Source organism: Enterobacter chengduensis, from assembly GCF_001984825.2.
Classification (GTDB): domain Bacteria; phylum Pseudomonadota; class Gammaproteobacteria; order Enterobacterales; family Enterobacteriaceae; genus Enterobacter; species Enterobacter chengduensis.
Genome location: NZ_CP043318.1, coordinates 2,248,618 through 2,266,106, shown reverse-complemented (window position 1 = coordinate 2,266,106; position 17,489 = coordinate 2,248,618). Strand labels below are relative to the sequence as shown.

Below are 17,489 nucleotides of genomic sequence, written 5' to 3'. Positions count from 1 at the left end.
AAATACACCTCATTAAGAATTGAGGCGTAAAAACAGCTATACCTGTCGCCCCAATGGATTACCAAGGAGGTGATGACTAATGTCTGCACATGTTACAATCTTAAGAAATACAGTACTTCCAGTGAAATTCAATACCATGAATCGTCCACGCTTATATTCATATATCCGTTACTCCAGCGAACGACAAGGTAAAGGTAGTTCGATTGAGCGTCAGAAGAGCTACATTGCTGAAATGGCAAAACAGATTGCTACTGAGTACGATCTGGAGATTTTCGAGGAATACCAAGATTTAGGGGTATCCGCGTACAAGGGTAAAAACGTTCAGGAAGGAGCTTTATCGGATTTCATAGACCAAGTTGAATCCGGTTTGATCCCAAAGGGGTCTTTCCTCTTGATTGAATCCCTTGATCGCTTCTCACGCCAGAACGCCATGCAAGCGGTTAACCTTTTCACCAGCTTATTACTTAATGGCATCACGGTAATTACCGGGATTGATAAACAGGTTTACAGACAGACTGAAGTAAACACCGAGACATTGCAGCAACTGATGTTTAGCGTGATGTTGTTCAGCCGTGCAAACGAAGAAAGTTCAACCAAATCACACCGCACCATTGCAAGTGCTCTGTCCAAGATCAGACGTCACCAGGAACGGAAACCAGGTGATCCTGTAGTCGCAATTAAAGAGTTAGGCTCGGATAAATGGTGGACAGATTCAAGTACTGGATATGTCAATCCGCATCCAGTCCTGTTCCCCATAGCAAAAAAAATTATCCAGTTAAAACAAGACGGTTGGTCAAATCGGATGATCCTTCAACATCTGAAAAACAACTACGATGGACCGGTTATTGGCAACAAAAAATCAAAAGGTATATGGAATATGCAGCATTGTTCCAGAATCCTTGAACCTGCCATTTATGGACGAAAAGTAATCACTGTAAACAATGCAGAATACGTTCTGGATGATTATTACCCTGCGATCATCAGCAAAGATGAATATGAAGCGTTAAAGCTCCAAGTTGGAAACAAAGGATTTGCCCCGAATCGCGAGAGTAATCCAGAAATACCATTACTTTCCGGTATTGGTATTTTGCACTGTGCGCACTGCTCATGTTACATGGTTAAGGCTAAATCAACCCTTAAAAACCATCCACATGCTTACCGTTACCAATGTGCATCCAGAGATTTACATCAAGATTGTAATAAGTGGGGATTCAGGGCAAGCACCCTTGAAAGGACGATTTTACAACTAATAGCCGATAGAATATTCTTACAGACGAAATATCAACCATCTGGTTTAGAAGGGAAAATAGCGGACATACAATCGCAAATTGAGAACTATGTATTGGCTATAGGTTCAGCTAAAAGCCCTGAGATCATTAATAGCCTCACTTCGCAAATTGATCAACTAGAACAAGAAAAACAAAGTCTGATAGTGGAAAAAAGACTATACGATGAATCAATCGTGCAAATGAACACTGAAGGTTGGGACAAGTTCAGGAAGTTTGACATTGATGACGCACTTAACCCTTTACGCACAAAAATAAGAGCAAACATTAAGACCGTTATTATGCGCGTAGATTGCTCCAGAATAGATAAGAAACACAACTTGTTTACCATCACATACCGCGATCAGCATAAACAGCGTATCGTTATCGAAAACAACTCAGGCTGGAAGAAGGGTAAGATTTATGTTGAAGCGCAGACTATCAACGATATTCAAATTCTTGAATCTGAAGGTTTGATACTGCATGACCATATTGACATATTGATCAACCGAGACAAGTTCATGACGGAAGCGAAAAAACGACTAGATCATCCCCGAACACTGATCGATGAACTGACGGAATAAAGGTAAGTGTTAGTGCCATTGTAAAATTGCCCCACAGAAATGTTAGCGTAATCCATCGCTATATAGCCATGAATCGCTCTGTATCTTGTCAGAGCGATTAAAGCAGACTTCAGGCATCGTTCAATATAAAACCCCCGTAAAACTTGATACAGAGCGTTGTAGAGCAAGGGTTCAAAATTACATCGTATTCATTCTGTCTACGAACTGTACTTATTGCACCGCTCCTTATCGAAACACCTCTATGGTTGCCGGAAACCCCGCACAAAGTAGATTGTTATGTCTTTCAATCGCAGTATTCAAGACTAACCGCTGCCCGCCGCCCGACGTTAACACCAAGCATATGAACCATTTTAAAACCCTTTAAAAACAATACCCTTCGCATCTTCCCCCTCTTCTCCCCATGTTAATCGATCGTTTTTACAGATCAATTATACGATATTGATAGATTTCATAGATCAATGTAAGATCATGATTCTTCGGTTAGTGTTTCTCGTAAACAAGACTCACGGAATGAATACTCTGTCCACGATGGAGTGCGAAAGAAAGAAGGTATCCAGAATGACAATTCTTATTAAAACGTTAAAAATCATGGCGTCAGGTGTTGTTTTCGTTTCAGGTTTAACCACCGCCTCCAGTACCGTGTATTTCTTGCCAGAGGCAAAATCAATGGGTGTCGCCAGCAGCGACAAAAACGCACTGATGTTTCTCGGGATGGACAGGGATGTAAATCTGAAGGGAATATGCTTCGCGATTACAAAGCAATCATCATCAATCGTTCCGCTGGTAGATATCACTGCTACAACTGATAACGGCAGATTCACGATGCACGGGTTACGCCCTAATGTCAGTGATTCTAAAGAAGTCGCTTGTTCCTTCGGGTCCGAAGCTGGTGATTTCTTGACTGCCATTTCGAAGTCAACAACCGTTAACGTGAAGCTGGACTTCAATGGCGAGATCCGCAATTACAGTTTCGACACTACAGAGTTCGGAAAGGTATTGACTGCGAATGGGCAAGCCGTGGGGGAAAAAGCAGCTAAAGACTACGCTCAGGGAGTACGTGCACCCGTTTTCTATAGCAGCGGTAGCGAAGCTCCCAAAAACAATGCAGTAACCTCAAACGTCGATACACACAGTTATAAAGCAAGCGATGAGAAACTTAATTCGGTCTGGAAAAGCCTTAGCCCTGAAACCCGAAAACGATTGCTTCCTTCTCAAAGAGAATGGATAAAGCACAAATCCGGCTGCAATAATGAACAGAAATGTCTTACCGACATGACGAACAATCGCATTCGTGAACTGGAGTCTGAATATGGAAAATAATGCACTGACTTTGGTTTTAAAAAACGATTGGGTAGCATCGTCTTCTGGTAATACCTATACCGGAAAATACACAGTTGGACGGTTTCACCTGACAGATGCGTTCATCGTTGTGTATATGAAGCTGATACATGGAATTGAAATACCCGATTTATGGGTCAGTAGCAGTTTCACTAACATACCAGATACCGATACCCGTAGGGTTATGTATATGGAAGGCTGTGATATGTTATCGAAAGATACAATGAACGAAATCCGTAATGCAGTGAAGTCCCCGCCTGACAAGCTGAAAATATATCGTAATGGAGAGCGTATTGTTAAGATAGAAGTTATGGAAGAACGAAATGAAATCACCCTATGAACGTTATATTAAAATAGCAGTCATAACCGTCGCAATAGCCTACGGCATCAATCTCCTTTACGGGCTGACGCCCCCCCCATATCAGCCTAAAACCCCCGAAGTGAAGGCCAAGGTAAATGCTGATACCGTAACTCAGCAACAACCTGAGCAACCATCCAAACCATCGATAATCGATATACTTCCGCGAATGTATACAACAGGGGAAGTTTATGCGCGGTTTGAACAACATGAATTCAGGGCAACAAATGACTTCAAAAAATGTCAGTTAATGGTAACAGGAAAAATAACTGGTATCGGTACTGTTACTTTCAGAAAAAATCCTGTAGTAACATTGGGTATTCCCGGTTCAGATGAAGGCCTGAAGTTCATATTTGAAGATACGAATTACAATAACGATAAAGTTGCTGCATTGAATATTGGGGATCTGATTATAATCGCCGGGAAGAATGCACGACCTGGAACCTTTGGTGGTATCTTTCTTGATGACTCGAAGATAATGACTGATATGATTTCAAAGAAGAAACGACAAATTTTGGTTGTCAATGGTGGCGTTTACGACCGGGAAATTTGCCAGAAGTAGCGTTGTCCTTGCCCTTGAAATGGAGGGGGAGAATCCCCTCCATCACCCCTTCAACAGGTATTGGCGCAAGCAGGAATCGAGTTTGAAGGGAGCTGCATTGCAAATTGTTTTGCGAAGCATCGCCAGTAAGATGGTACTCGAATTGTGCTTCATAACATTAAAGCAGGGCCTGCCCTGCAAAATGACCAATCCCCATAGACAAAAGCATAGCCATGGTACTCCAGAACGTAATTCTTATGATCGCCCTGACAGGAGAGGCTTTACTCAAAACCGAAGATATATAGCCAAGGACCGCCAGTGAAAAAAGGGTGGAAAGGATTATCAACAAAAAAGCCAGTTTCAGAGGGGAGAGCCATGCCACGATTAAGGGTAACACCGCACCAGCGGAAAAACTCAGGGCAGAAAAGACAGCTGCCTGTAGGGGCTGTGCAGAATTTATATCCGTCAACCCCAGTTCTTCACGGGCATGAGCATCCAGGGCATCTTTGACCATAAGTTGCTCCGCAACCTGCCGGGCAAGCTCTGGCTCCAGTCCACGTTGCATATAAAGTGAAGTCAGTTCCCGCACCTCTCCCTGATAATCAGTTTCCAGCTCCCTTTTTTCCTGGGCAAGTGCTGCGTTTTCGGTATCCGCCTGAGATGAGACGGAAACATATTCCCCTGTAGCCATTGACATAGCTCCGGCAACCAGTCCTGCAACACCTGCAAGTAAAACACCGGAAGGACTGCTATTTGCAGATGCAACCCCAAGAACAAGGCTCGCTGTCGAAACAATTCCGTCATTTGCCCCCAGTACAGCTGCCCTCAGCCATCCCACTTTTTCGATACTATGTCGTTCAAGATGCATATATTTTTTCCTTCAAATACGCATACTCATCGGAATTACGGATAAATAGAAAATGCATTGACGGATAAATGCGCGGTTATAGTCTGTTTTAGCCAACCATTACAGGGCATCTTATCCATCATAAACCTACAGCACTATTCGGTAACGGGATTTTTCCTTTGGCTACGAACGGTGAGGAAGATATGCAGCAACCCCATCGCACCATGTGCCCAGAAATAGGTTTCAATAAATACAGTCAGAAACTTATGCACATGCAGGACGGTTTCTGTCAGCACAGGTGACGTGCCAAGAGCAGTATTGAGAGCAAACCAGAATCCACCACATAATGCAACGCCCAATAGTGCAAGTACACCAAGCCCCTGAACCAGAGCAGCAATCCCACCAGCATGAGCTTCAGGAAGACGGAATGATATCAGCATTTTGATATCTTCAACCACACCTCGAAAATCAAGGACCACCCAGGCAAAATAGTAACGAAATCCTCGTTGTGTCAGCATCCATGCAAGCATGACAAACCCAAGGACAATCAGTGATAACCCAGTGATAACATGGAACCATGTTACGAACCCAGTGAGAGTATAGTCACTAAGCGCATCGCTTTCGGTAAGGTTTGAATTAATAATCTGCAATAAAATCAATACAGCTACGATGATATGCAGCACACGTAGAAATGGTGTGTTTTTGTGAGGAAGAGCATTACGTAAATTTTCGTTCATAATTTAGCCACTTTTTTAAGGTTGGTTGACCACTCAATATTATGCCTTTTTATTAATGATAACCTTAACTTCTCAAAACCAAGATGCACTCAGTAATATCCAAACCATGTTCAAAGGCCCAGTACTCAACAGGTAAATTCAGGTTCCTGAGTGGTTCTTATCGTCGCCAGATAGCCACGAAACAACGCAATGCTGTACAGAATGCTTATATCTGAACGCTTGAAATTCCAAAAGCGACGTGGATCGTACGGCACTTAATCCGACGACCGATGAAGAGTGCAGCCATGACAAAATCCATTCACCAAGCCACATTAGGTGACGTCGGAAATGATCTTCTTACGGCAAAGCACATGGCTTAGAATCCCTGTTCCAGCCTCGAAGAGGATACTGATGATTTATTTGCCGGAAAAAAGCATCTTAATGAGGGTCTCATACCGATGATGAAGACATTACGGGCATCAGTGTGTTAATCAACGGGGAGCAGGTCATCATGACCAACAAACAAAACACAGACTGACGCGTGACCACCAAATATAATTTGGCCCCCTGAATCCACCCCGCGCAACACCAATAGGTACTTAACTTATGTTGAGGCAACAAACTAAAATATGTAGCATTGATAATGCATGTTTGTTACCCCAACATTTTTATATGTATTTTGCAGATAAGATAACGTTGTGAAATTTCCTCACCAGTGCATAGCTATCTGCTTGATTACAGGCACGTGTATCATGTCAGTTCAGGGATATCTTTCCAGCATATCTACCTTCACCGAATAATTCCCGGTCTCAGTCAACACCTAGTTTATTGTGGTATTTTCTCATCAGACTGCCTAGTTTCTGTGCTGCAATTTTCCCGGCGTCAAGACCTTCCTTCTCAGCGGTACTTTCAACGGCAGTTACCTCATCAATTAGAAGTGACATGCCTGCAACATACGTTTCCCTGTCATACCCTTCTACAGGGCTGTTCAGGATGGACTCTGCTGTTGCTTTCAGTTCCCGCATATCTTTCCTGAAGGATGTAACGTCCTCCTCCTTAAGTGCTGCGCGGTAGCTTTTATTCATCATCTTCATGGCATGTTCAACACCGTCAGAACCAGCCATTACACAGGGGGATAAAAGAAGGGTGGCTCCTATCACAACAGTACGCATAATTTTTCTCATAATAGCCTCCATATTGTTTACTCTCGTTTTCACAGTCAGAAGGGGTAATATTGCGCAAAAAAATAATCCCTTCCCAATCTTCTCAAAAAACAGCAGCATTCATATTATTTTTCAGGATTATTTGCCCCCGCAACCAGGACTATTATCACCTTTAAAATAAGGGTCAACATGTGTCATAACATTTAAAACATGATGATTATCTAAAACTGATTTCCTGGCCAAAACAGCAATGTCATGTCCTACTTTCACTGATAAATCACCATCAATTTCCAGATGAACATCAACCACAACAAGGTCCCCCATTTTTCTGGTCTTGAGGTCATGGATGCCTTCGACCCCAGGCGTGGACAATAATGTTGTTTTTATACTATTTTCAGTTTCAATATCCACGGCCCTGTCCATCAAGTCATGAAGCGAATCTGACATAAATGAATATCCCATTCTGGTCACAATCAGTCCCACAACCAGTGCAGCTACCGGATCAAGCAATTTAAACCCTGATAAACTACCAATAATACCAATAGCCACCACCAAAGATGAGGCGGCATCAGAGCGGGCATGCCAGGCATTGGCAACCAGCATAGTGGATTTTACTCGGGTTGCTACTGCCAGCATATAGCGAAAAAGAAGCTCTTTGATAACCAGTGCGGCTAAGGCCACCCACAGAGCAACAATATGTACCTGAGGAATATCATCTGGTTGTTGCATTTTATTTGCTGCTGACCATAACATCCCGATGCCAACAATGAATAAAATTGTCCCCAGAATTAATGATGCACCATTTTCATAACGATGATGCCCGTAGTGATGGTCATCATCGGGATTTTTTTTACTTTTATGATTAGCAATAAGCACCACAAAGTCTGAAACTAAATCAGACAGAGAATGGATACCATCCGCAATAAGCCCCTGAGATCCGGAAAATACGCCAGTAATCACTTGCCCGGATGTCAGAAAACAATTAACAAGCACACTAACCCATGTGCTTTTACGGGCCGCGAGGAAACGCTCATGAGAACTAATATCAATATCATCCGTAAGTTTGTTTACCTGCACCTGAAACTCCTAATAACAGCATCTACAGTTAATACTAAGCAGCCAATACTACCCGGCCAAGTTCAGTTTTGGTATATGAAATTTTGAGGTACTGTGGTGAAAATATAAAAATGGTGAGATTTATTCCTGTAAAGACCGCGCCATGGTGGCGATAACATCTATTTATCATAACGCCTGAACATTAATTTATTCTGAACAGAAGAGAGAAGAAAAGTTGACAGTTATCACAACTATACACTTACGCCCAGTGTGGATGGGTTCAACAAACTAAAATTGCAAACCCGATTAACTGAGGAATTGAGCGCTCTCGAAGAGGAGTTGCTTTCGGGTAGCTGTCAACCATTGCAAAATGGTAAACAACATCCTTTGGGTCCCCAACTGTGTGGCCACTGTAGTGACTGTGGTGGGTGATAGAACTGGTCACATTGATGCCAGACTTTTTCGTGCCGCATGTATGGCACACTGAATTTGATTAAGACCTGCTGAAATGAAACCGGAGTGCTTCAGCTACAGAAACTGACCAAATCGTATACCCCAAGCAAGATCTGAATACCATCCGAACAATATCTCTTTTAGGTATACCTGATAAAGACCATGACACACAGTATCAATAGGGTTAAATTTGACTCTATTGACAATAAAAACACGCACTGTATCATATGGGTATCAATTTAATACTCAAAAGAGAATGCATAATGAATGTCCGTATCTATTGCCGTGCATCTACCGAAGGCCAACATGCTGATCGTGCATTAGTTAGCCTGCGCGAATTTGCGCAAAGCAAAAACTGGCAAGTAGCCGGAGAATACATTGAGAATGCCAGCGGTGCGAAGCTGGAACGTGTGGAACTGATGCACCTACTTGCCGAAGCACGGCCTGGCGATTTGATTCTAATTGAAGCGATTGACCGTCTCAGTCGTCTTCAACATGAAGAATGGGCTGAACTCAAAGCTACGCTGAACAGTAAAGGACTGGTTATTGTTTCGATGGATTTGCCAACAAGCTGGCAGATGGTTGAAATGTCTGGTAACGACCTTACTAGCGGCATTCTTCGGGCAGTCAATGCTATGCTGATCGATATCCTTGCGACAATGGCACGACAAGATTATGAAACCCGCCGTAAACGCCAGGCACAGGGGATCGAGAGAGCAAAACTGGCAGGTTTGTATACGGGGAAAGAAAAAGATATGGAAGCCCGTGAAACTGTTCGCGAAATGCTGGCGCAGAATGTTAAACCAGCCCACATCATGAAAGCGGCAGGTATCAGCCGCGCCACCTTTTACCGAATCAAGAAAGAGCTTTTGTGTTAAAAACGGACTTGATAACAGTATTTGCTGCCCTGACCTGCCCCCACGATTAGATACAACACTCAGTTAGTAACGTCGGAATCTTCATTCTCAGAATGACCCTTTCTCCAGCCCGCTGCAAATTCAGACGGTGTCTGATAATTCAGCGTGGAGTGCGGGCGGCATTCGTTATAATCCTGCCGCCAGTCATTAATAATTTTCCTGGCATGAACGATATCGCTGAACCAGTGCTCATTCAAACATTCATCGCGAAATCGTCCGTTAAAGCTCTCAATAAATCCGTTCTGCGTTGGCTTGCCCGGCTGGATTAAGCGCAACTCAACACCATGCTCAAAGGCCCATTGATCCAGTGCACGGCAAGTGAACTCCGGCCCCTGGTCAGTTCTTATCGTCGCCGGATAGCCTCGAAACAGTGCAATGCTGTCCAGAATACGCGTGACCTGAACGCCTGAAATCCCAAAGGCAACAGTGACCGTCAGGCATTCCTTTGTGAAATCATCGACGCAGGTAAGACACTTGATCCTGCGACCGGTGGAAAGTGCGTCCATGACGAAATCCATCGACCAGGTCAGATTGGGCGCCGCCGGACGGAGCAGCGGCAGACGTTCTGTTGCCAGCCCTTTACGACGTCTTCTGCGTTTTACGCCCAGGCCACTGAGGTGATAAAGCCGGTACACGCGCTTATGATTAACATGAAGCCCTTCACGGCGCAGCAACTGCCAAATACGACGGTAGCCAAAACGCCTGCGCTCCAGTGCCAGCTCAGTGATGCGCCCTGATAAATGCGCATCAGCAGCCGGACGGTGAGCCTCATAGCGGCAGGTCGACAGGGATAAACCTGTAAGCCTGCAGGCACGACGTTGCGACAGACCGGTCGCATCACACATCAACATCACGGCTTCCCGCTTCTGGTCTGTCGTCAGTACTTTCGCCCAAGAGCCACCTGAAGCGCCTCTTTATCCAGCATGGCTTCGGCAAGCAGCTTCTTGAGTCTGGTGTTCTCTTCCTCAAGCGACTTCAGGCGCTTAACTTCAGGCACCTCCATACCGCCATACTTCTTACGCCAGGTGTAAAACGTGGCATCGGAAATGGCATGCTTGCGGCAGAGTTCACGGGCGGGTACCCCAGCTTCGGCTTCGCGGAGAATACTGATGATCTGTTCGTCGGAAAAACGCTTCTTCATGGGGATGTCCTCATGTGGCTTATGAAGACATTACTAACATCGGGGTGTACTAATCAACGGGGAGCAGGTCAACGGAGGCTAATGCTAATACAAAAAGTGTGTTTTTCATCCTTTTTCACACAATTACATAATCTCGAATAAAATACTAATTATATCAATAGACTACACATTGCATAGAGAACTAAAGAAGGTCTTGACCGAGCAAGGAAGGTAGGTAAAAGTTAGGCGGTTGCAACAGATATTCGTAAGCGACTTCTGGAAGCCAATATGAAGAGGTCTCAGCCAAGCAAAAAGTGGGATTAAGTCTTCCTACGATTAAAGGGAACTGGAACATGCATCAAGAATGACGGGCACGTTCCAACAACCCAAAAACAAGACCGCGAGCGAAGCGAGTTCCGTCAAGCGAAGCGAAGACGGATAGTTAGCGTTGATTAAAAAACATACGGAAATGTACTGTTTTTTCTATATATAAAATATAAATATTATAAACAGTACATAGTACACAGACACTCACTACGTTCGTGTCCCTCGCTGCGCTCGGAATTTTGAAGTAATGTATGAATGTATCAGCATAGCAACTATAGTTGAACTATCATGCATCTGACCGAAGCATAAAGTTAACCAGGAACAAATCATGCCTTAAAACGCTCTGAGCGAGGCTGTAAGCGATTTTCATGATATGGGTAATGCGATTGCATACCTTGGAAAGAAAAACGCGCTACGGGCTTCCTGTGCGATATTTACGAATTCAGTACTTTGCTACTCAATTTTGATGTTGAGTACATGCGCGTTCCCTTCCCTGTTTGCGCTTTACCGCGTTCTTTTGCCAGGTAAGAAAGCCAGAATACCGGACCTTCGAGTGATGAAGGATGTTCACGATGAATGACGTAGTGATCGGGATAGTCTTTAGTGGCTTTAGCCAAGTTTACCAGCGTTGCTTTACCACCTGTCAGTTTCATCCAGATTTCCGTAATAATACCAGCGATCCCTCTTTCTGGCGTTCCAAACCATCTTACCGAACGATGTGGAAGTGCAATCCAGCAATGGTAATGGGGTTGTGAAGCCTTTTCCTGTTCGCAAACCCAACCGTAAGCAAAATCGATAATAGGTTCCGATAAACCGTTATTCCCAGACCCTAGGCGGTCACGTAATCGTTTGAACAAGTTGCGTATGTATTTGTTACCTGCTTCAACAGAAGTGAACTCAGGGAGGTGGAGATCAAAACGGGTAAGGAACACTCGACTGTAGAGCTTCAGGATTGCGTTCAGTTCGTTGATTGTTGAAATAAGTATGTCATGACGAACACCAGAGCCGATTCTTGTGTTAATCCGGTATGCATGACCATCATGAACAAAGGAGTTGCCATTAATTGTTTTGTAACGTCCGTGTTCATGGTAGACGGTACGAAAACTTGTTGCCGATAAAACCGACGATTCGAATAGGGTTTGTGATTGTTGCATCATTGTTAAATTAACCTTTTTGTACTCAGAAAGAGATCACACCCCCTACATAGTTACTACCTAAAACCACGGTAAAACGATGGCATTTGCGATAGCGCAAAGCCGCCTTGCATCTGACGTTGGGGATGTTTTCGAGGAGAGAAATACTACGGAACAAAGTTTACGGAAATATTTATAATAACTCATTATCATATCAGAAGGAGTGAAAGGGGGCAACGGAAATCATGCCTTGATAAAAGAGGGATGATGATTGTGTGGGGTGTTGGTAACAACGGAGAAATTCAAAGGGATTTACAATCTTGTCTTTGGCTTCCTTCCGGCATACACAGTTGAGTGGGAGCTGTAATTTTCAACATTGCAGTAACCTGATTGTTCACAGTGTACATCGGCAAATATCAATTATACCCATTACACTTCAGTGAACACCGACGGCAACGTGATTGACTTCGTGGTGTTCGGGATCCTGCACGGATTGTCCACCAAGTGGTATCTGGTGCCGGTCGTGGCGGCCATCTGGTTTGCGGTGTACTACGGCATCTTCCGCTTCGCGATTACCCGCTTCAACCTGAAAACGCCGGGTCGTGATGTTGAAACAGCCTCCAGCGTCGAGCAGGCTGTCGCAGGCACCGTCGGCAAATCCGGCTATAACACGCCAGCGATTCTCGCGGCGCTGGGCGGTGCGGATAACATTACCTCTCTCGATAACTGCATTACCCGTCTGCGTCTGTCGGTGGCGGATATGTCAAAAGTGGACACCAACGCCCTGAAAGCCAACCGGGCAATCGGCGTGGTACAGTTAAATCAGCATAATTTGCAGGTGGTTATCGGCCCGCAGGTCCAGTCGGTGAAGGACGAGCTGGCCACCCTGATGCGAACGGTCGAAGCCTGATGCCTCAACCCCCTCAGCATGAGGGGGTTTTACGTTAAGGATTAAAGCATGTTTGATTTCTCAACCGTCGTGGATCGACACGGCACCTGGTGTACGCAGTGGGACTACGTGGCCGACCGCTTCGGTGCGGCCGATCTGCTGCCCTTCACCATCTCGGATATGGATTTCGCCACCGCCCCCTGCATTACCGACGCGCTGCACCAGCGCATTCATCACGGCGTATTTGGCTACAGCCGCTGGAAAAACGATGAATTTCTCGCCGCCGTCGCGCACTGGTTCCGGCAGCGCTTTCACAGTCAGATTGAGACTGACGCTGTGGTTTATGGCCCTTCCGTCATTTATATGGTCTCTGAATTGATTCGACTATGGTCGAACCCCGGCGACGGCGTGGTGGTTCACACCCCGGCGTACGATGCCTTTTACAACGCCATTGAAGGGAATGCCCGTCACGTGGTGCCCTTGGAGATGGAAAAGCATGCCGCAGGCTGGCTGGGTAATATGGCCGCGCTTGAAGCTGCGCTGGCGAAACCGGAAAACAAAATTCTCTTGCTGTGCAGCCCGCAGAATCCGACCGGCAAGGTCTGGACGCGGAATGAGCTGACGCAGATGGCTGAGCTGTGTGAACGCTATGACGTGGCGGTAATTAGCGATGAAATTCATATGGATATGGTGTGGGGAGAGCATCGCCACACGCCGTGGAACGAGGTGGCGCGCGGCAAATGGGCGCTCCTGACCTCCGGCTCGAAAAGCTTTAATATTCCGGCGCTGACGGGCGCCTACGGCCTGATCGGTGACGACGCGAGCCGTAACAGCTACCTTAGCGCGCTAAAAGGCCGGGACGGACTCTCTTCCCCTTCCGTGCTGGCGCTGACGGCGCATATCGCCGCCTACCAGCAGGGAGCCCCGTGGCTGGATGCCCTGCGGAGCTATCTGGACGCGAATTTGCACTATATCGCCCAGGAATTAAACAGCGCTTTTCCGAAACTGAACTGGCAGCCGCCGGAAGCGACCTATCTGGCCTGGATCGACCTGCGCCCGCTGAATATTGACGATCGGGCGCTGCAAAACGTGCTGATCGAGCAGCAAAAAGTCGCCATCATGCCGGGATATACCTACGGCAGAGAGGGAAATGGTTTTGTCCGCCTGAACGCAGGCTGCCCGCGCAGCAAGCTGGAACAAGGAGTTCAACGCCTTATAGCAGGGATTAATTCGCTTCTGTGATCTATTTGCGCAACGGAATATTCCCTTGCGCAAATAGCTTTTTACCCCGTTTTGTTTTTATAATATGGCGCACTTTAACCAGAAAAGAGTGCGACCATGATTGATATACGCCTGCCTTTAACTGATATTCATCGTCACCTTGACGGTAACATTCGTGCCCAAACCATTCTCGATCTTGGCCGCCAGTTCAATTTAACGCTTCCTGCACAGACGCTTGAGTCTCTGATCCCCCACGTACAGGTCACCTCAAATGAACCGGATCTCGTCAGCTTCCTGAGCAAACTCGACTGGGGCGTGAAGATGCTGGCCTCGCTGGACGCCTGCCGCCGCGTGGCGTTTGAGAATATTGAAGATGCGGCCCGCAATGGCCTGCACTACGTGGAGCTGCGCTTCTCGCCGGGCTATATGGCAATGACCCACGGCCTGCCCGTTGCAGGCGTGGTGGAAGCCGTGATTGAAGGCGTCCGCGAAGGGTGTAAAACCTTCGACGTTCAGGCCCGTCTGATTGGCATTATGAGCCGCACGTTCGGCGAAGCCGCCTGCCTGCAGGAGCTGGAAGCGCTGCTGGCCCATCGCGATGCCATCACCGCTGTCGACCTCGCCGGTGACGAACTGGGCTTCCCCGGCAGCCTGTTCCTCTCCCACTTCAACCGCGCGCGCGATGCCGGCTGGCACATCACCGTGCATGCCGGTGAAGCGGCGGGACCGGAGAGCATCTGGCAGGCCATCCGCGAGCTGGGCGCCGAGCGTATCGGCCACGGCGTGAAGGCGGTAGAAGATCGTGGCCTGATGGACTTCCTCGCGGAGCAGCGTATCGGGATTGAATCATGCCTGACGTCTAACATTCAGACCAGCACCGTGGCGACGCTGGCGCATCACCCGCTGAAAACGTTCCTCGAGCACGGCGTGCTGGCTTCGCTGAACACGGACGATCCGGCGGTACAGGGCGTGGATATTATCCACGAGTACAACATCGCCGCACCGCAGGCGGGCCTGAGCCGCGAGCAGATCCGTCAGGCGCAGATTAACGGTCTGGAGATGGCCTTCCTGGCGCCTGCGGAGAAGCAGGCGCTGTGGGATAAGGTGGCAGCCGCGTAAACTTTTTTTCCGGGTGGCGGCTGCGCCTTACCTGGCCTACAAATTATCTTCACCTTATGCCAGACAGAGCGTGGCGCGATGTTTGGCAGATTCGATACCCAGCTCAATCAGCTCCATAATCTGAATCGCCTGGCTGGCCGGAACCGGATTTTCTCCCGTTCCGTTCAGCGCATCGCGGATAGCCGCATAATAGGCCGGATAGTTACCCGGTATCGTCAGCAGGGTCTCCTCAACCAGCTCCTCGCCTTCCACCCGCGTGACGACGCCGTCGCGCATATCGTAGCCCCAGTCTTCTTGCGGCAGACGCTCGCCGTTTTTCAGCCTGTCTTCCTGCGGATCGAGACCAAACTTCACGTAGCTTCCCCGCATGCCGTGAATGATATAGCGGGCCGATTCGGCGGCCGCGACCATCGTGCCGTGGAGCACAATCCGCCGCTGCGGGTAACTGAGCACCGCGTGGAAGTAGTCGGTGGTCTGCGACCCGGGCCTGAGCTGGGCCAGATCGACCGTCATGCTCACCGGCAGACCAAATAGCGTGACGGCCTGATCCAGCAGATGCGGGGCTAAATCGTACCAGATACCGCTGCCCGGGCCGGCCTGCTCGCGCCAGCGGTTTCTCACCTGCGGGCGGAAACGGTCAAAATGCGATTCAAAAAAGAGGATCTCCCCTAGCGTGCCTTCACCGAGAAGCCGCTTTACCGTGAGAAAGTCGCTGTCCCAGCGGCGGTTATGGAATACCGACAGCACCCTGCCCAGGCTCTTTGCCAGCGCGTCCAGCTCACGCGCCTGTGACAGTGTCACGGTGAAGGGTTTATCGACAACCACGTGCTTACCGGCCTCCAGCGCGGCCTTTGCCAGCGGAAAGTGGGTATCGTTCGGCGTGGGGATGACGATTAAATCAATATTCGGATCGTTGAAAAGGTGCTTTGGTTCAGAGACAACCGGCGCGGAGGGCCAGTCGGCATGGACTTTAGCGGCATCGCTGCTGGATACCGCCGCCAGCGCCATCCCAGGCGTCCCGGCGATTAGAGGCGCATGAAACGTTTTGCTCGCGTACCCGTAGCCGATAAGCCCGACGCGGATATTATCACTCATAGTGTCATCCTCTTTTATGACGTTCTTATTTCACACTGGCTAACCCGGCATGGCGGCAAATTAATAATGTGCCATATGATTTAAAATAGCAGGTTGTACGGGTTGTTTTTGTTACATAGTATTAACTTAATGATTTTGTTTAAGGGAACCGTTCCCAAAGCGCTTGCCGTCGGGGAAACGTCGCTGTAACATTTGCGCCCTGTCTTTATGGATAAAGTACAATTGCGAATCATGACGTCAATCATTAATCGAATCATTGAATTAGCGGGATGGATTGTCCTTGGGGTTTCGGTCATTTTGCTGGGCGTCGCCAGCCATATCGATAACTACCAGCCGCCGGAGCCTGTCACCGTCGCCCAACCTAAGTAACCGGTTACTGCAATAAAGAGTGACACAATATGTCAGTTACGTATTGCCAGCCCTGGTGAACACGGTTAACCTTCTCCTCCAGGCATCGTCTGATGCCTGAATTTCAGCAAAGAAAACTCCTAATTTCGTCGCGTGATCTGAGTGGGCTGTTTACGTCTTTATTAATCCGTTTATTATTCGACCGAATTACCTTAAAGGGTATTACTCACTTTTATATGGAAACTTATTAATATGACAGTTCAGGACTATTTATTAAAATTTCGCAAAATCAATTCGCTTGAGAGCCTGGAAAAACTGTTTGACCATCTGAACTACACCCTGTCGGATAATCAGGACATTATTAATATGTATCGCGCCGCTGACCATCGCCGCGCGGAGCTGGTGTCCGGCGGTCGTTTGTTCAACGTCGGTGAAGTGCCTAAGTCCGTATGGCGTTACGTTTTATAAGAAAGTAGCCATCCGCGCGAAATGTTATATACTCTCCGCCCTGCAAACTGGCTGTTCAACATTTCGCGCAGATTATGGGAGAGTTCATGACCGCAACGCCTGGAGAACGCATCGGAGGCTGGTTAATCGCCCCACTGGCATGGCTGCTGGTTGCCTTATTAAGCGCATCACTTGCGCTGCTGCTGTATACCACCGCACTGATTACTCCTCACGCCATCCAGACCCTGATGTCGCAAAGCGTGCTGAATATTGCTTTGTGGTTCGTGTCGTTCGTTTTCGCGATTGGCATGTGGTACTACACGCTGTGGCTGACCATTGCCTTCTTTAAGCGCCGCAAGAGCGTGCCTAAGCACTACATCATCTGGCTGCTGATTTCGGTCCTGCTCGCGGTGAAGGCGTTTGCTTTTTCGCCCGTATCAGACGCGCTGGCCGTTCGTCAGCTGCTTTTCCCTCTGCTGGCCGCGGCGCTGCTGGTGCCCTATTTCAAGCGTTCGACGCGGGTGAAAAACACCTTCGTGAACCCGTAATAAC

17 protein-coding genes and 2 pseudogenes are annotated in these 17,489 nt (G+C 47.5%); 11 read left to right on the top strand and 8 right to left on the bottom strand.

Annotation, left to right across the window (positions count from 1 at the left end):
• Positions 1 to 79 precede the first annotated feature (79 nt).
• From FY206_RS11190 to FY206_RS11170, 4 genes are all read left to right on the top strand, one after another.
• Positions 80 to 1,849, top strand: coding sequence for a recombinase family protein (locus FY206_RS11190; protein ID WP_013096884.1), 1,770 nt, complete (start codon positions 80 to 82; stop codon positions 1,847 to 1,849).
• Between the two features lie 558 nt (positions 1,850 to 2,407).
• Positions 2,408 to 3,169: a lysozyme inhibitor LprI family protein gene (locus FY206_RS11180; RefSeq protein ID WP_200831647.1), complete on the top strand. Its 762-nt coding sequence runs from the start codon at positions 2,408 to 2,410 to the stop codon at positions 3,167 to 3,169.
• The gene (locus tag FY206_RS11175; RefSeq protein ID WP_023280004.1) at positions 3,159 to 3,527 is read left to right on the top strand and encodes a hypothetical protein; all 369 of its coding nucleotides are present in this window, start codon (positions 3,159 to 3,161) and stop codon (positions 3,525 to 3,527) included. The genes FY206_RS11180 and FY206_RS11175 overlap by 11 nt, the downstream gene beginning before the upstream one ends.
• The gene (locus FY206_RS11170; RefSeq protein WP_016537359.1) at positions 3,511 to 4,107 is read left to right on the top strand and encodes a hypothetical protein; all 597 of its coding nucleotides are present in this window, start codon (positions 3,511 to 3,513) and stop codon (positions 4,105 to 4,107) included. Before FY206_RS11175 ends, FY206_RS11170 begins: the two co-directional genes overlap by 17 nt.
• A gap of 157 nt (positions 4,108 to 4,264) precedes the next feature.
• Here FY206_RS11170 and FY206_RS11165 read toward each other — a convergent pair whose 3' ends face one another.
• The 5 genes and pseudogenes from FY206_RS11165 to FY206_RS11150 form a co-directional block, all read right to left on the bottom strand.
• The gene (locus FY206_RS11165; RefSeq protein ID WP_000549951.1) at positions 4,265 to 4,954 is read right to left on the bottom strand and encodes a VIT1/CCC1 transporter family protein; all 690 of its coding nucleotides are present in this window, start codon (positions 4,952 to 4,954) and stop codon (positions 4,265 to 4,267) included.
• A 134-nt stretch (positions 4,955 to 5,088) separates the two neighbouring features.
• Complete coding sequence (locus FY206_RS11160) at positions 5,089 to 5,670, bottom strand: cytochrome b/b6 domain-containing protein (protein WP_001004932.1); 582 nt, start codon at positions 5,668 to 5,670, stop codon at positions 5,089 to 5,091.
• Between the two features lie 94 nt (positions 5,671 to 5,764).
• Positions 5,765 to 5,995: pseudogene (locus FY206_RS25555) on the bottom strand (IS3 family transposase); the annotation flags it as partial.
• Positions 5,996 to 6,458: 463 nt separating this feature from the next.
• Positions 6,459 to 6,932 carry a cytochrome b562 gene (locus tag FY206_RS11155; RefSeq protein WP_000923859.1) on the bottom strand — a complete coding sequence of 158 codons (474 nt, stop codon included), beginning with the start codon at positions 6,930 to 6,932 and terminating at the stop codon, positions 6,459 to 6,461.
• A gap of 18 nt (positions 6,933 to 6,950) precedes the next feature.
• Positions 6,951 to 7,889 (bottom strand): cation diffusion facilitator family transporter, encoded by a 939-nt coding sequence (locus tag FY206_RS11150; RefSeq protein WP_001198019.1) that lies wholly within the window; start codon positions 7,887 to 7,889, stop codon positions 6,951 to 6,953.
• A 695-nt stretch (positions 7,890 to 8,584) separates the two neighbouring features.
• Here FY206_RS11150 and FY206_RS11145 point away from each other — a divergent pair.
• On the top strand, positions 8,585 to 9,199 hold the full coding sequence (locus FY206_RS11145; RefSeq protein WP_077064523.1) for a recombinase family protein: 615 nt from the start codon (positions 8,585 to 8,587) through the stop codon (positions 9,197 to 9,199).
• A gap of 59 nt (positions 9,200 to 9,258) precedes the next feature.
• On the opposite strand, the gene FY206_RS11140 is transcribed toward FY206_RS11145, so the two are convergent.
• Both FY206_RS11140 and FY206_RS11135 read right to left on the bottom strand, forming a co-directional pair.
• Positions 9,259 to 10,379 (bottom strand): IS3-like element ISSen4 family transposase gene (locus FY206_RS11140; protein ID WP_085950818.1). Its coding sequence is split into 2 segments (ribosomal slippage): positions 9,259 to 10,121 and positions 10,121 to 10,379, totalling 1,122 coding nucleotides; the frame shifts between segments, so codons are not numbered across the junction.
• A gap of 740 nt (positions 10,380 to 11,119) precedes the next feature.
• Positions 11,120 to 11,842 carry a YagK/YfjJ domain-containing protein gene (locus tag FY206_RS11135; RefSeq protein ID WP_023280002.1) on the bottom strand — a complete coding sequence of 241 codons (723 nt, stop codon included), beginning with the start codon at positions 11,840 to 11,842 and terminating at the stop codon, positions 11,120 to 11,122.
• Between the two features lie 418 nt (positions 11,843 to 12,260).
• Between FY206_RS11135 and FY206_RS11130 the strand changes: the two are divergent.
• The 3 genes and pseudogenes from FY206_RS11130 to add all read left to right on the top strand — a co-directional run.
• A pseudogene (locus FY206_RS11130) lies at positions 12,261 to 12,728 on the top strand (glucose PTS transporter subunit EIIB); the annotation flags it as partial.
• A gap of 48 nt (positions 12,729 to 12,776) precedes the next feature.
• Positions 12,777 to 13,949, top strand: a complete 1,173-nt coding sequence (locus tag FY206_RS11125; RefSeq protein WP_032640049.1) for a MalY/PatB family protein — start codon at positions 12,777 to 12,779, stop codon at positions 13,947 to 13,949.
• Positions 13,950 to 14,045: 96 nt separating this feature from the next.
• A complete protein-coding gene (gene add / locus FY206_RS11120) occupies positions 14,046 to 15,047 on the top strand; it encodes an adenosine deaminase (protein WP_032640047.1) in 1,002 nt (333 codons plus the stop codon).
• Between the two features lie 54 nt (positions 15,048 to 15,101).
• On the opposite strand, the gene FY206_RS11115 is transcribed toward add, so the two are convergent.
• Positions 15,102 to 16,142, bottom strand: coding sequence for an oxidoreductase (locus tag FY206_RS11115; RefSeq protein WP_032640045.1), 1,041 nt, complete (start codon positions 16,140 to 16,142; stop codon positions 15,102 to 15,104).
• A 243-nt stretch (positions 16,143 to 16,385) separates the two neighbouring features.
• Here FY206_RS11115 and blr point away from each other — a divergent pair, with 243 nt between their 5' ends.
• From blr to FY206_RS11100, 3 genes are all read left to right on the top strand, one after another.
• Entirely contained in the window at positions 16,386 to 16,511 is a 126-nt protein-coding gene (gene blr, locus FY206_RS11110) for a division septum protein Blr (RefSeq protein ID WP_168112406.1), read from the top strand.
• A 231-nt stretch (positions 16,512 to 16,742) separates the two neighbouring features.
• Entirely contained in the window at positions 16,743 to 16,958 is a 216-nt protein-coding gene (gene ydgT / locus FY206_RS11105; protein WP_013096896.1) for a transcription modulator YdgT, read from the top strand.
• An 86-nt stretch (positions 16,959 to 17,044) separates the two neighbouring features.
• A complete protein-coding gene (locus FY206_RS11100; RefSeq protein ID WP_024909347.1) occupies positions 17,045 to 17,485 on the top strand; it encodes a DUF2569 domain-containing protein in 441 nt (146 codons plus the stop codon).
• The last annotated feature ends 4 nt before the right edge of the window (positions 17,486 to 17,489 follow it).

Bases quoted from the DNA above. Each gene is read 5' to 3' on its own strand.
- FY206_RS11175 (WP_023280004.1), top strand. From the start codon at position 3,159: ATGGAAAATAATGCACTGACTTTGGTTTTAAAAAACGATTGGGTAGCA.
- FY206_RS11165 (WP_000549951.1), bottom strand. From the start codon at position 4,954: ATGCATCTTGAACGACATAGTATCGAAAAAGTGGGATGGCTGAGGGCA.
- FY206_RS11170 (WP_016537359.1), top strand. From the start codon at position 3,511: ATGAAATCACCCTATGAACGTTATATTAAAATAGCAGTCATAACCGTC.
- FY206_RS11160 (WP_001004932.1), bottom strand. From the start codon at position 5,670: ATGAACGAAAATTTACGTAATGCTCTTCCTCACAAAAACACACCATTT.
- FY206_RS11155 (WP_000923859.1), bottom strand. From the start codon at position 6,932: ATGCTGCTGTTTTTTGAGAAGATTGGGAAGGGATTATTTTTTTGCGCA.
- FY206_RS11100 (WP_024909347.1), top strand. From the start codon at position 17,045: ATGACCGCAACGCCTGGAGAACGCATCGGAGGCTGGTTAATCGCCCCA.
- FY206_RS11125 (WP_032640049.1), top strand. From the start codon at position 12,777: ATGTTTGATTTCTCAACCGTCGTGGATCGACACGGCACCTGGTGTACG.
- FY206_RS11135 (WP_023280002.1), bottom strand. From the start codon at position 11,842: ATGATGCAACAATCACAAACCCTATTCGAATCGTCGGTTTTATCGGCA.
- FY206_RS11145 (WP_077064523.1), top strand. From the start codon at position 8,585: ATGAATGTCCGTATCTATTGCCGTGCATCTACCGAAGGCCAACATGCT.
- FY206_RS11115 (WP_032640045.1), bottom strand. From the start codon at position 16,142: ATGAGTGATAATATCCGCGTCGGGCTTATCGGCTACGGGTACGCGAGC.
- add (WP_032640047.1), top strand. From the start codon at position 14,046: ATGATTGATATACGCCTGCCTTTAACTGATATTCATCGTCACCTTGAC.
- FY206_RS11180 (WP_200831647.1), top strand. From the start codon at position 2,408: ATGACAATTCTTATTAAAACGTTAAAAATCATGGCGTCAGGTGTTGTT.
- ydgT (WP_013096896.1), top strand. From the start codon at position 16,743: ATGACAGTTCAGGACTATTTATTAAAATTTCGCAAAATCAATTCGCTT.
- FY206_RS11190 (WP_013096884.1), top strand. From the start codon at position 80: ATGTCTGCACATGTTACAATCTTAAGAAATACAGTACTTCCAGTGAAA.